Below are 13,286 nucleotides of genomic sequence, written 5' to 3'. Positions count from 1 at the left end.
CTCTCCCTCACTTCATGGCGTCATAGATGGGTTTGAGGGTGCTGGCCCACACCTCGGGGTTGACGTCCCCCACGTGGCGATAGCGAATGATGCCCTGACTGTCGATGAAGAAGGTCTCCGGCGCGCCGTAGACCCCCAGATCCAGCCCCAGCATGCCGTCGGGATCATAAAGATTGATCTGATAGGGATTGCCGAGCTCAGCCAGCCAGTTGATGGCCTTGGCCCGTTCATCCTTGTAGTTCATGCCGACGATGTAGATCCCCTGCCCCGCCAGCTGCTTGAGGTAGGTGTGCTCCCCATAGCAGGTCGGGCACCAGGTGGCCCAGACGTTGAGCAGCATGGGGCGCCCCTTGAGGATGCTCCTGTCATGCTGCTTATTGAGGTCGTAGATGTCCTGCAGGGTGAACACGGGCACCTCCTTGCCCACCATCACGGACTCGAGCTTGGTGGGATCGGAGTAGAGCCCCTTGAACAGAAACACGGCCCCCAGCAGAAACACGATGAAGGGGATCAGAAACAACCAGGTCTTCTTGCTCATGCCTTGGCCTCCTCGTCACGACGACCGAAACGGTAGCGCTTGTCCAGCATCGCCAGCACGCCGCCGATGGCCATGAAGACGCCGCCGAACCAGATCCAGCGCACGAAGGGTTTGTAGTAGATCCGTACCGCCCAGGCGCCGCTGTCGAGCTGCTCGCCGAGTGCCGCGTAGAGATCCCGGGTGAAGCCGGCATCGATGGCCGCCTCGGTCATCGGCATCCGGGTCACCTTGTACATGCGTTTCTCCGGCTTGAGCAGGGCGACCTGCTTGCCGTCCTTGTGCACTTCCAGTACTCCCTTGAAGCCGTCGTAGTTGGGGCCGTTCTTCTCCTTGATGCCGGTGAAGACGAACTCGTAGTCGGCAAACTGGACCCGATCGCCGGCCTGCATCCGCAGATCCTTCTCGATGCTGTAATTCTGGGTACAGGCGATGCCGATGATGCTCACTGCAAGGCCCACGTGACCCAAAATCATCGCCCAGTGGCTGTTGCCAAGGCGGCGCACGCCGACAGCGAAGCTGTGCTTGTGGGTGGCACGCACCCAGGTCTCCTGCACGCTGGTCACGATGATCCAGGCGCCAAGCCCGATACCGAGCGCAGCCCAGGGCTTGAACTCCTCGGCCAGCAGCAGCGGCAGCAAAATGGCGGCTGCCAGGCTCAATACCAGCGCCAGCACCACCTTGCCCTTGAGCTCGCCCAGCTCCTGACGGCGCCAGCGAAACAGCGGACCGACCCCCAGCAACAGGGCGAACGGAATGATCAGCCAGCTGTAGATGTGGTTGAAGAAGGGAGTACCGATGGAGATGCTGCCCAGCCCCAGCTCCTTGTGCACCAGCGGCAGCAGGGTGCCGAGCAGCACGGTCAGCAGACCCGCCACCAGCATGATGTTGTTGCACAGCAGCAGGGTCTCGCGGCTCCACAACTCGTGCTTGCCGTGGCTTCTCACCTGGGAGCCCTTGAAGGCAAACAGCAGCAAGGATGAACCGATTACCGCCAGCAGGAAGCCCAGAATGAACAGGCCGCGGGTCGGGTCGGAGGCAAACGCATGCACAGACACCAGCACGCCGGAGCGCACCAGGAAGGTACCCAGCAGGCTCAGAGAGAAGGCGGAGAGCGCCAGCAGCACCGTCCAGGCCTTGAAGGTGGCGCGCTTTTCACTGACCGCCAGCGAGTGCAGCAGGGCGGTACCCGCCAGCCAGGGCATGAAGGAGGCGTTTTCTACCGGATCCCAGAACCACCAGCCGCCCCAGCCGAGCTCGTAATAAGCCCACCAAGAGCCCAGCACGATACCCAGGGTGAGGAAGACCCAGGCCGCCATGGTCCAGGGACGCGACCAGCGCGCCCAGGTGGCATCGAGCCGGCCAGTCATCAAGGACGCGATGGCAAAGGCGAAGGCCACCGAGAAGCCCACATAGCCCATGTAGAGCATCGGCGGGTGGAAAATGAGACCGGGATCCTGCAACAGCGGGTTGAGGTCGCGCCCATCCACCGGGAAGTAGGGCAAGGTACGAATGAAGGGGTCGGAGGTAAACAGCACGAAGGCGGTAAAACCGACCGAGATGAGGCCGAGCACGCCGAGCACCCGCGCCACCGCGTCGAGCGGCAGGCGACGGCTGAACATGGCGACAGCCGCAGTCCAGCCCCCCAGGGTCAGCACCCACAGCAGCAGCGAACCTTCATGGGCGCCCCACACCGCGGAGATGCGATAGGCCAGCGGCAGCAGGCTGTTGGAGTTGGTGGCCACGTACTGCACGGTAAAGTCGTTGTCGATGAAGGCCCAGGTCAGGCACAGGAACGACAGCAACAGCAGCAGGAACTGGGCATAGGCCAGCGGGCGGGCCGCCGACATCATGCCAAGGCGCCCCCATTTGGCCCCGAGCAGCGGATAGCTGCCCAGCAGCAGGGCGGTGGCGAAGGCCAGGATCAGTGAAAACTGTCCCAATTCAGGGATCATGGCTGAACTCCTTTCAAATGAGCCGCAGCACGAACCTGTAAACCGGCTTGAAAAGGTGAAAACGGTGCGAATGCTGCCGGGATCATTGCTTGCTCCCCTTCAGTTGCGCCTCGGTATATTCCGGCTTGAAGTGCATGCCGTTGGTGGCATCGGCCACTTCCGGCGGCATGTAGTTCTCATCGTGCTTGGCCAGCACCTCGAAGGCGGCGACCGTGGTGGCATCCTTGAGGGTGCCCTGGGCAACGATACCCTGCCCCTCGCGGAACAGGTCCGGCAGGATGCCGTCAAACTCGACGGTCACCAGATGCCCGCCGTTGTCCACCAACTTGAAGGCCACCTTGAGGCTCTGGGGATCCCGCTGTACCGAGCCCGGCACCACCAGACCGCCGATGCGCAAGCGCTGTCCCTCTTCCGGCTTGATCTTGTCCGGGCCCTTGCCCTCTACCAGCTCACTCGGGGTATAGAAGAGATCGATGTTCTGGCTGAGGGCATAGAGCACCAGGCCGATCACCGCGGCAAGCCCGGCACTGATCGCCAGGATGATGGTGAGGCGTTTCTTGCGTCTCGGGTTCATAGGGTGTTCTCCATCTGCTGGGCCGCCTTGCGGCGGGCCTCGCGCGCCTGCTTGTTGCGCAGTTCACCGAGCAGGGCGCGGGTTTTCATACGGGTGGAAATGACGATGCCGACCAGGCAGAGCAGGGTCAGACCGAAAGAGAGCCAGACGTAGAAGGCGTAACCGCCCATCGCCAGAAAGTCACTGAATGAGGCAAAGTGCATGCTTACTTCTCCTGCTCGGCTATCTCTTTGACCCAGGGGCGGTGCCACTCCCGCATCAAGAGCTCGTTTCGAAAACGCATCAGGGAGAGGGCCCCGAGGAAGGCGGCAAAGGCCAGGATCATGATGAGCAGCGGCCACAGCATCTCGGGGGAGATGGAGGGTTTGTCAAACTTGGTGATGCTGGCGCCCTGGTGCAGGGTGTTCCACCACTCCACCGAGTAGTGGATGATGGGCAGGTTGATCACCCCCACCAGCGCCAGGATGCCGGCGGCACGACCAGCCAGCACCTTGTCGCTGAAGGCGTTGTAGAGGGCGATGACACCGAGGTAGAGGAACAGCAGGATCAGCTCAGAGGTGAGTCGTGCATCCCACACCCACCAGGTGCCCCACATGGGTTTGCCCCAGGCGGCGCCGGTAAACAGTGCGATGAAGGTGAACACGGCGCCGACCGGCGCGACCGCGGCCACCGTCATGTCCGCCATCCGCAACTGCCACACCAGACCGATGAAGGCGGCCACCGCCATGGTGGAGTAGGCCCCCATGGAGAGAATGGCGGCCGGAACATGGATGTAGATGATCCGGAAGGAGTCGCCCTGCTGATAATCCGCAGGTGCAAAGGCCAGCCCCCAGAGGGTGCCGATGATGAATGCCAGCAGGCTTGTCACGGCAAACCAGGGCAGCAAGGTCCCTGCCAGCTGGTAAGCGCGCTCGGGTTTAGCGTAAGGGTGCAACCATTTCCACATAGCTCACAAAACCTTTCTGTTATTAATATCGTGGCGAGGCCTACCATACCCACTGCCGGAAAACATCACATCCCCCGAAAGCAATAAGCAGCCATCCTCTTGATCTATCTCAATTATATTTTTTATAACGGCCCTTCCATGGCCACTTTTTCAGACGCTTTCGTCAATTCACGCTGACCCTCAGCGCCGCCGAGACCGCCAGTGGGGTCAGGGTCAACGCACCGGCCAGCATGGCCCCCAGAATCGCCAGCTGCCCCGAATAGGGCAGCCCCATCCCCGCCGCATCGATGGCGGAGGTGGCAAAAATCAGTACCGGAATATAGAGCGGCAGGATCAGCAGGCTGAGCAGTACCCCCCCCTTGCGCAAACCGACCGTCAGGGCGACGCCGACCGCCCCGAGCAGGCTCAGCACGGGTGTCCCCAGCGCCAGGGTGGCGACCACCGCCAGATAGGTGTTCATGTCCAGCGACAGCAAAATGGCGAGCAGCGGGGAGATGAGCAGCAGTGGCAGGCCGGTCAGCAACCAGTGAGCGATCACTTTGGCCAGCGCCAGCAAGCCCAGCGGATGGGGCATCAGCATCATCTGCTCCAGCGCACCGTCGCCGAAGTCGTCGCGAAACAGCCGCTCCAGCGACAACATGGCCGCCAGCAGGGCGGCCACCCAGATGATGCCAGGGGCGATGCGGGCCAGCAGCTTGGGCTCGGGGCCGATCCCTAACGGAAACAAAGTGATGACGATGAGGAAAAACCAGAGCGGGTTGAGGATGTCGGAGCGCTGGCGCAAGGCCATCAACAACTCGCGGTGGATCAGGTGCATTACGGCGCGCAACATCAGAACTACTCCTGCAGCAAGGGCGTGAGAGAGAGGGTCTTCAACCGTCCCTGCATCAGGGTCATGTCCTGATGGGTGGTGAGGATCACCATGCCCCCTCGTTCGGCGTGGGTCAGGAACAGCCGTTCCAGCACCTTCACCCCCTGCTTGTCGATGGCGGTAAACGGCTCATCCAGGATCCAGAGCGCCGGCTTGTCACTGAGCCACAGGCGGGCCAGCGCGACACGCCGCTGCTGGCCGGCAGAGAGCTGACCGGTGGGGTTGTCTTCAAACCCGGCCAGACCGACCAGGGCCAGTACCCGCCACAGATCCACGCTGGTATCGGCCGCATGGTGCAGTTTCTGGTAAAAGGCGAGGTTTTCGAGCGGTGTCAGGGCAGCCTTGACGCCAGGCTGGTGACCGAGATAGAGCAGATTGGCGTGATATTCATCGCGGCAACTGCGGATATTTTCGCCATTCCAGCACACTTCACCGGCAAAGGGTTGAGACAAGCCGGTCAGCAAGCGTAGCAGGCTGGTCTTCCCTACCCCGTTGGGGCCTTCAATTTGCACCAGATCACCGGGAGCCACCGCAAAGGAGAGATGTTCAAACAGAGTGCGATCTTCACGCACGCAGCTCAGATTGTGAATTTGAAGCAGCATGAGGATGTAATCAGTGAAAAGAAGCGGCCTGCATATTAACACAGTATCGGGAAGCGTCTTTTCAAAGATGCCAATTATCAGCAGGATTTGTGGGGGAGATCCCGCCTTGAAGAGAGGGGAGGAAAATCAGGAAGGCGGATGCCTTCCCGAACATTCATGAGCGGCCTTTTCGCAATGAAATCAACAATTCAGCCTCGGCCTTAGGCAATTCACATTCGTTCATGACCTCATCGAGGTCGGCACCGAGTTCCACCATCTTGGCAGCGCGGCTGTACAGGCGGCGTTCCGGATCCTGCAGGGTCAGCTCCTGCTGGCGATCGTTGATCTGCTGCATGGCCCCTTCGACGGACTGCAGACGCTGGCCCATGCCGATGGCCCCGGTATGCAGCTCCATCATCTGCTTGCGCAGGCTCTCGAGCTGCCCTTGCAGCGTCTCCACCCTGGCCTCGGACTCTCGCTGGCCACGTCGGCTGCCGATCACCCCATACAGGGCCAGCACCAACGCCAGCAAGGACAACCCCAAGGCGGCAATTTCAATCATCGACACATTATCTTCCTATCAGAGGGAACCGATATCTTCCCACTCTTCATCGGAGAGCAGCTTGTTCAGATCGACCAGGATCAACAGCTGACCATCGCGGTTGCTGACGCCCTGAATGAACTTGGCACTCTCTTCGGTACCCACCGCCGGGGCCGCGTCGATCTCGGAGGAGCGCAGATAAACCACCTCAGCCACGCTGTCGACCATGATGCCGATCACCTGCTTCTCCGCCTCGATGATGACGATGCGCGAGTTTTCACTCACATCGCCGGAGGGCAGGCCGAAACGAGAACGGGTATCGATGACGGTCACCACGTTGCCGCGCAGGTTGATGATGCCCAGTACATACTCGGGCGCACCGGGCACAGGAGCGATCTCGGTGTAGCGCAGCACCTCCTGCACCTGCATCACGTTGATGCCGTAGGTTTCATTTTCCAGCTGGAAGGTGACCCATTGCAGCACTTCATCTTCGGCCAGATTCTGTGCAATATTGCGCTTTTCTGTCATGTTTTTATTCCTTTTATGAAAACGTCTACTGGTAAAACTAGCAATAAAACAGCCCGAGTGCAGAAGTTATCAGCGACCTTCTATGTTGACCCCGCGCTCCAGTAACAGGAGCAATTCCTTCACGTGCAGCAGGGCACACATCTTCTCCTTGACCATGCCCGCTAGCCAGGGGCGTTTGCCCTCCTGATGGCGCCATTTGACCTGGTCACGATGCAATAACTCCGTTCCCTTCAGATGATGGCAGGCAAGTCCCCAGGGAGATTCACCCAGCATGATCAAATACTTGTAATCAGGCACTTCCAGATGCTGGCCAGGCATGACCCACTGTGCCGTGTCCACCACGTTCATCTTCTGTTCGCGGGAAGTCATGATCCCCTTGTACCAGCCTGGCTGACCAAACAGGGTGTTCACTTCTCCCAGTTGATGAATACCGCCAAGCTCGGTCAACGGCACCGCAAAGGTGACACCGGCAACCTCAAAGAACAGCGCCTGAAACTCCTTGCCGGTATCGATATTCTCCCAGGTGGAGGGGGCGACCTCCTCCTGCGGTGCCAATGCAACATCGGTTTCCGTCACCACCAGCGTGGCAGGATCCGCAGCTGCAGGCTCAGGCATCACCTCGGGCCAGACTGGCTCGACGGGCAGCAGGGCATCCTCGGCCTCAATCTGGAGTGGCTCGCTGACGACCTCTTCATGACTCAGCGCATCGATTTCAAACTGCACCTGACCGACCTGAGCCAGCAATTCACTCAACTGCTCCAGCCGTTGATCCGCTTCCAGATAGGGTTGCGCCACCTTATCGGCAACCGGCTGGGGCTGACGCTGCAACTGGATGACGGGGGCAGAGTCAGACTCGTCAGACGAATCCAGCAGCAGCGCATCATCCAGCAACAGGGAGTGGAAGTAATCATCCATGGCCCGAACTTGGGTGGTATCTCTCATGATGTCACCTCATGAGCACGCTGACGCTCTTGCGCATCAAGATAGTTGAGCAGGGTCTCATAGGCATAGGTGCCACGGCTGCTCGGCGAATAGATGGAGGGAGGTATGTGAAGCAAACTGGCATCCCGGAACTTGGTATCTATGGGTATGACGGCATTCCATACCGCATTGCCATGCTGCTCCTTGATGGACTGCAGAGTCATCAACGAGGCACGGGTTCGCTTGTCAAACATGGTGGGAATGACGGTATAGCGGAACTTCTCCCGCTTGGAGCGCTGCATGATTTCAAACGTCTTCATCATCCGCTCCAGCCCTTTGAGCGCCAGAAACTCGGTCTGCACCGGTACCAGGATCCGGTCACACGCCGCCAGCGCATTGACCATCATGACCCCCAAGACAGGCGGGCAGTCGATCAGCACGTAATCGTACTGATCCTGAATGCGCAGCAACGCCCGCTTGAGTACCAGCCCCATCCCTTCCCGATTGCCCATCACCCGATCCAGGGTCGCCAGGGTGATTGACGCGGGCAGCAGATGAATGTTGTCAAACTTGGTGCGCAGCGTCAGTTTATTGACGAGCTCTGCCGTTGGTTTGACCGCCTGAAACAGCTCATAAAGAGTGCCATCCAGCCGGTCGGAATCAAAATCGAGATAAGAGGTCAGGGAGGCATGAGGGTCGGTGTCAATCAACAGCACCCGCTGACCGCGCTGGGCCAGAATACCGGCCAGCGAGACCACTGTAGTGGTTTTACCGACCCCACCCTTTTGGTTGGCAACCGTCCAAACAATCACTGTATCAATCCTGCCTCGTTGTTATGCGTATGCCACCACCTGGCAGCGTGATCACCTTGACCTCTCCTGCCTCGACCGCCTGTTGCACTGCCGGCACTGGTGTCTCCGTTACAGGCTGCACCGAGGGAGTTGATACCGGTACGGGTGGCACCCAGGCGAACTTGGAAATAGCGACCACCACCTTGCGATTCTGTAAACGTCCCTGCTCGGTACTGTTGTCCGTGAAGGGAGAAAACTCCCCGTAAGCTTCATAGGCCAACCGCTGCGGCGCTATCCCTTTGGCGATGAGTGCGGTGAGCACGGCTTCCGCCCTTGCCGCAGACAACGTCCAGTTGGAACGAAAAATTTCATTATTTATCTGCTGGTTATCGGTATAACCGCGCACTCTTACATAGTTATCGACCTGCTTCAGAATACTTGAAAGAGTATTTAGCACGGGATCGGCATTGGTACTCATGAAGGCGCTGCCACTGCCGAACAACAGACCCGAGCTCAGCTCGACGGTCAACCAGTTGTCATTGAGCGTCAGCTTGACTACCCCGGCATCGACCAGAGAGCCCATGCTCTCCTGCAATTGCGTATCGATCTTCGCAAGAGTCATACCATCTTGTGCGATGGGAACACCTGAGATGGGAGCCAAAGAGGGTGAGCGCGCTTTGGCGCTCTCCGGAACCGAGGAGGCGGCAGATACCTCGTTGTTCAACAACGACTTCCCCTGCCCTTCCAGCAAACCGTCGCTGCGTGGCTGCATGACGTTGAATGCCTGGGTCATGCCATCGATGACCGCGCGATACTTGTCCTTGTTGACCAGTGCCACCGAATAGAGCACCACGAACAGGGCGAAGATCAGCGTCATGTAATCGGCGTAGGAAACCAGCCAGCGGTCGAGATGTTCCCGGCCTTGCAGATGCAAACGGTAGCGCTTGCGCATGGCTATTCTCCCTTCAGATAAGCCTTCAACCGCCGTTCAACCTGAGGACCATTTTCGCCGTGGGCGATTGCCATCAAGCCTTCCAGCGTCATCTCCTGAAACAGGGCGTAATGATAGTGAAAAGCCCGCAACCGGTTGGCAATCGGCAGGTATAGCAGGTTGGCAAAGCCAACCCCGTAAATAGTGGCGACAAACGCAACGGCGATACCAGCACCCAGCGAGGCGGGTTCTTCCAGATGAAACATGGCCTGGATAAGTCCAATCACGGCACCGATGATACCTATGGTCGGACTATAGCCTCCCATGGCTTCAAAGACTCTGGCGGAGTGTTCGTTTCGCTCCTGCTCGATGTCGATATCCGCTTCCAGCAACATGCGAATATCATCTATCGACACCCCGTCCACTATCATGGTGAGCCCCTGCCGGGTAAATTCGTCGCTCTCCTGATCAGCCTGGTTCTCCAGCGCCAGCAGCCCTTGCTGACGTGCAAACACGGCCCAGGCTTGCAGTCGTTCAGCTTGTGCGACCAGATCCCAGGCGGGAGGTAACAGCATCCAACGGGTCTGTCTTATCGCTTCCAGTAGAAACTTGCGTGGCGTCTGCAAAATGACAGCCCCCCAGGTTCCTCCTACAACGATGACGAAAGCAGGCCCATCAAGCAGGGTGAGCAGGTTGCCGCCATGCCATAACTGGGCAATGGCGATGGCTCCCAGTGCCAGGATCAGGCCGAACATGCCCATCGTTAGCGGCCCAGCTCAACCAGGATTCGTTGTGCAACCCGATCCAGCGGCAGTGATTCCGTGGCGATGCCGGCTTTGGCAACCGCTTGTGGCATGCCATATACCACGCAGGAGGCTTCGTCCTGTGCCCAGATGGTAGAGCCCTGCTCCTTGAGCAGACGCGCACCATCCCGACCATCCGCCCCCATCCCGGTCAATACGATGGCGAGCACCTTGTCGGCATAGGTTTTGGCAGCAGACGCAAAGGTGATGTCGACACATGGCTTGTAATTCACCTTGTCATTGCCATCGACAATCCGGATGCGGGCACCCGCACCACGCCCCTCCAGCAGCATCTGTTTGCCGCCCGGAGCCAAGTAGGCATGACCAGGTTTGAGCACATCGCCATCTTCCGCTTCCTTGACTCCGATCTGGCACAGACCATTAAGTCGAGCGGCAAACGCGGCGGTAAAGGTTGCCGGCATATGCTGGATCAACAAGATGGGATGAGGGAAATCACCGGGTAATTTGGTCAACACGTTCTGCAGCGCAACTGGGCCACCCGTCGAGGTACCGATGGCCACCAGCTGATAGCTCTTGCCACTGCGTTTGAAGGCAGCCGCAGGCATGGCGCGCGGCGGCTCGGCCTGACGCTCTGCCGGCCGGGTGATTGAGCTGCCTAGCGGGGAACGGGCGGCGGGCTCAGGCGCTTTGGGACGAGCAGGCGCAGCCATCAGGAAACGCTTGCGAGAAATCTCCTTGACTCGCTGCTGCAACAGGCGAACGGCTTCATCCTTGTCACGGGCGATATCTTCAAATTTCTTGGGCAGGAAATCGAGCGCCCCGGCATCCAGCGCATCCAGCGTCGCCTTGGCCCCCTCATGAGTCAAAGAGGAGAACATCAGGATCGGAGTCGGACACTTAGCCATGATCTCGCGTACGGCACTGATGCCATCCATCACGGGCATCTCGATGTCCATGGTGATCACATCCGGGCGCAGCTGGATCGCCTTGTCCACGGCTTCGCGTCCATTTTGAGCCGTATCGATCACCATCAGCATGGGATCCTGAGTGATGATCTCGCTGACCCGACGACGGAAGAAGCTCGAATCGTCGACAACTAATACCTTGACTGCCATTGTTATTTTTCTAACTCCTTGGGCCTGGGCTATCAATGTCTACGGGCATACGCCTTGAGCAGACTCGGCACATCCAGAATGAGTGCAATACCGCCATCGCTGGTGATGGTGGCTCCCGCCATGCCAGGGGTACCTTGCAACAGGCTGTCCAGCGGCTTGATCACCACTTCTTCCTGGCCAATCAGGTTATCCACGACAAAACCGATCTGCTGCGTGCCAATCTGCACGATGACCACATGACCCGTATCCTGCCGTGACTTCTTCTGTTTTCCTCTGACCAGCCAGTTGTACAGATAGAAGAGCGGGATGGCTTTTTCGCGCACTATGATAGTGAGCTGTCCATCCACCATGTTGGCCTTCTTGAGGTCCAAGTGAAAAATCTCGTTCACGCAGCCCAGCGGCAGCGCAAATGTCTGCTCACCCACTTCCACCATCAGGGTAGGCAGAATGGCCAGGGTCAGCGGCACCTTGATTTCAAGACGGGTGCCCTTGCCCCAGGTCGAATCGATATGCACCGAGCCATTGAGGCTGACGATACTGGTCTTCACCACGTCCATCCCGACACCACGGCCGGAGATGTCCGAGATCTCGGACTTGGTAGAAAAACCGGGGGCGAAGATCAAGTTGTAGGCATCGTTGTCACTCATTCGCGCCGCCGTATCGGCATCCAGCACACCACGGCTGATAGCGATGGACTTGAGCTTCTCGGGATCCATACCAGCACCATCATCTTCGATGCACAGCAAGATATGATCGCCCTGCTGGGAAGCGCTCAGGGTAATGGTGCCCTGCCGTGGCTTGCCAGCTTTCTCGCGGACATCCGGCATTTCAACGCCATGGTCACAGGAGTTGCGCACCAGGTGAACCAGCGGGTCAGCCAGCGCTTCAACCAGGTTCTTGTCCAGATCCGTCTCTTCCCCGACCATCACCAGCTCAATTTCTTTCTTGAGGGTACGAGCCAAATCACGAACAACGCGCGGGAAGCGACCAAACACTTTCTTGATGGGCTGCATGCGGGTTTTCATCACCGCACCCTGCAGATCTGCCGTCACCACATCCAGGTTGGCAACCGCTTTTGACATGTCTTCATCGTTGCTGGCAATACCAAGGCTGACCAGTCGGTTGCGCACCAATACCAGCTCACCCACCATGTTCATGATGACGTCCAGCGTCTTGGTATCCACCCGAACGGTGGTATCGCTTTGCACTGCGTTGTCAGCAGGAGCAGGGGCCGGTTGCTTGGCTGGCGCAGGGGCTGGTGCCGGTTTTGCCGGTGCAGCAGCCGGTTTGGCGGCGGCCGATGCCGGGGCTGGCTTGGCTGCCGGAGCTGGCGTGGCGGCAGCGGGTGCTACCGCGGCCTGCACAGGCGCTGCTGGCGGCGTAATACTGGTTTGCGGCCCCTGGCCACGACCGTGCAGTTCATCCAGCAGACGCTCGAATTCATCGTCATCGATCAGTTCATCGACTTCTTTTTGTACTGATTTCAATGGATTGCTTTCAGGGGCACCGCCATGTTGGCCCTGACCATGCAACTGATCGAGCAGAGCCTCGAATTCATCGTCGGTAATATCACCAGAGCTTGCCACCACCGGGCTGGCGGCTGCAGTTGGTGCGCCTCCCACCCCATGCAGTTCATCGAGCAGGCGCTCGAACTCATCGGCGGAGATCTCGTCGATGGATCCCCCACCGCTGACGACGGAAGAAGCGGGGACGGGATCGGCGACAGGTTCCGGGATGGCTGCAGCCACCTCGACCACCTCTTCAACGGCAGGAGCCATCTCTTCGGACGCCACACTGCCACCCGCAGAAGCAGTCAACAGCTGCTCTTCCCCTTCAGGCTTGCAGAGCTCATGCAGGTCGTGCAGGATTTCAGCGGAAGCCGGGCTTGGCGGTTCGCGATTCTGCACCTGGGCAAACATCACATTGATGGCATCCAGCGCCTGCAAAATGACATCCATCAACTCGGCGGTAACGGTCCGCTTGCCATTGCGCAAGATATCGAACACGTTCTCGGCACCGTGACAAACATCCACCAACTCGGTCAGCGAGAGAAAACCGGCACCGCCTTTGACGGTATGGAAGCCGCGAAATATGGCATTCAACAGATTCTTGTCATCGGGTCGCTTTTCCAAGTCGACCAGTTGTTCAGACAACTGTTCCAATATTTCGGATGCTTCGACCAAAAAGTCTTGCAGTATGTCTTCATCAACTTCGAAGGCCATGCGTCACTCCA

The 13,286-nt window shown here is 58.9% G+C and carries 15 protein-coding genes; all 15 read right to left on the bottom strand.

Going from position 1 to position 13,286, the window contains the following annotated elements; all coding sequences use genetic code 11:
* Positions 1–7 precede the first annotated feature (7 nt).
* Positions 8–538, bottom strand: coding sequence for a DsbE family thiol:disulfide interchange protein (locus E5E97_RS11810; protein ID WP_005298853.1), 531 nt, complete (start codon positions 536–538; stop codon positions 8–10).
* Complete coding sequence (locus tag E5E97_RS11805) at positions 535–2,490, bottom strand: heme lyase CcmF/NrfE family subunit (protein ID WP_011705302.1); 1,956 nt, start codon at positions 2,488–2,490, stop codon at positions 535–537. Before E5E97_RS11805 ends, E5E97_RS11810 begins: the two co-directional genes overlap by 4 nt.
* 82 nt (positions 2,491–2,572) lie before the next feature.
* Positions 2,573–3,064, bottom strand: coding sequence for a cytochrome c maturation protein CcmE (ccmE, locus tag E5E97_RS11800; protein ID WP_011705301.1), 492 nt, complete (start codon positions 3,062–3,064; stop codon positions 2,573–2,575).
* Positions 3,061–3,267 carry a heme exporter protein CcmD gene (gene ccmD / locus E5E97_RS11795; protein WP_011705300.1) on the bottom strand — a complete coding sequence of 69 codons (207 nt, stop codon included), beginning with the start codon at positions 3,265–3,267 and terminating at the stop codon, positions 3,061–3,063. The genes ccmE and ccmD overlap by 4 nt, the downstream gene beginning before the upstream one ends.
* 2 nt (positions 3,268–3,269) lie before the next feature.
* Positions 3,270–4,010, bottom strand: coding sequence for a heme ABC transporter permease (locus tag E5E97_RS11790; RefSeq protein WP_011705299.1), 741 nt, complete (start codon positions 4,008–4,010; stop codon positions 3,270–3,272).
* 163 nt (positions 4,011–4,173) lie between these two features.
* Complete coding sequence (gene ccmB, locus E5E97_RS11785) at positions 4,174–4,842, bottom strand: heme exporter protein CcmB (protein WP_011705298.1); 669 nt, start codon at positions 4,840–4,842, stop codon at positions 4,174–4,176.
* A 5-nt stretch (positions 4,843–4,847) separates the two neighbouring features.
* Positions 4,848–5,483: a cytochrome c biogenesis heme-transporting ATPase CcmA gene (gene ccmA, locus E5E97_RS11780; protein ID WP_171280286.1), complete on the bottom strand. Its 636-nt coding sequence runs from the start codon at positions 5,481–5,483 to the stop codon at positions 4,848–4,850.
* 154 nt (positions 5,484–5,637) lie between these two features.
* The gene (locus E5E97_RS11775) at positions 5,638–6,024 is read right to left on the bottom strand and encodes a DUF2802 domain-containing protein (protein WP_011705296.1); all 387 of its coding nucleotides are present in this window, start codon (positions 6,022–6,024) and stop codon (positions 5,638–5,640) included.
* An 18-nt stretch (positions 6,025–6,042) separates the two neighbouring features.
* Positions 6,043–6,531, bottom strand: a complete 489-nt coding sequence (locus E5E97_RS11770; protein ID WP_005298836.1) for a chemotaxis protein CheW — start codon at positions 6,529–6,531, stop codon at positions 6,043–6,045.
* 69 nt (positions 6,532–6,600) lie between these two features.
* A complete protein-coding gene (locus E5E97_RS11765) occupies positions 6,601–7,473 on the bottom strand; it encodes a chemotaxis protein CheW (RefSeq protein WP_118881632.1) in 873 nt (290 codons plus the stop codon).
* Positions 7,470–8,264 carry a ParA family protein gene (locus tag E5E97_RS11760; protein WP_011705294.1) on the bottom strand — a complete coding sequence of 265 codons (795 nt, stop codon included), beginning with the start codon at positions 8,262–8,264 and terminating at the stop codon, positions 7,470–7,472. Before E5E97_RS11760 ends, E5E97_RS11765 begins: the two co-directional genes overlap by 4 nt.
* Before the next feature lie 4 nt (positions 8,265–8,268).
* Positions 8,269–9,195, bottom strand: a complete 927-nt coding sequence (locus E5E97_RS11755) for an OmpA family protein (protein WP_118881633.1) — start codon at positions 9,193–9,195, stop codon at positions 8,269–8,271.
* A 2-nt stretch (positions 9,196–9,197) separates the two neighbouring features.
* On the bottom strand, positions 9,198–9,935 hold the full coding sequence (locus E5E97_RS11750; RefSeq protein ID WP_024943899.1) for a flagellar motor protein: 738 nt from the start codon (positions 9,933–9,935) through the stop codon (positions 9,198–9,200).
* Positions 9,936–9,937: 2 nt separating this feature from the next.
* Positions 9,938–11,053 carry a chemotaxis response regulator protein-glutamate methylesterase gene (locus tag E5E97_RS11745; protein WP_118881634.1) on the bottom strand — a complete coding sequence of 372 codons (1,116 nt, stop codon included), beginning with the start codon at positions 11,051–11,053 and terminating at the stop codon, positions 9,938–9,940.
* Positions 11,054–11,085: 32 nt separating this feature from the next.
* On the bottom strand, positions 11,086–13,275 hold the full coding sequence (locus E5E97_RS11740; protein WP_118881635.1) for a chemotaxis protein CheA: 2,190 nt from the start codon (positions 13,273–13,275) through the stop codon (positions 11,086–11,088).
* Between the last annotated feature and the right edge of the window lie 11 nt (positions 13,276–13,286).

Source organism: Aeromonas sp. 2692-1 (genome assembly GCF_013085505.1).
GTDB lineage: Bacteria > Pseudomonadota > Gammaproteobacteria > Enterobacterales > Aeromonadaceae > Aeromonas > Aeromonas hydrophila.
The sequence above is the reverse complement of the archived record's forward strand: the minus strand, read 5'-3'. Positions and strand labels throughout refer to the sequence as shown.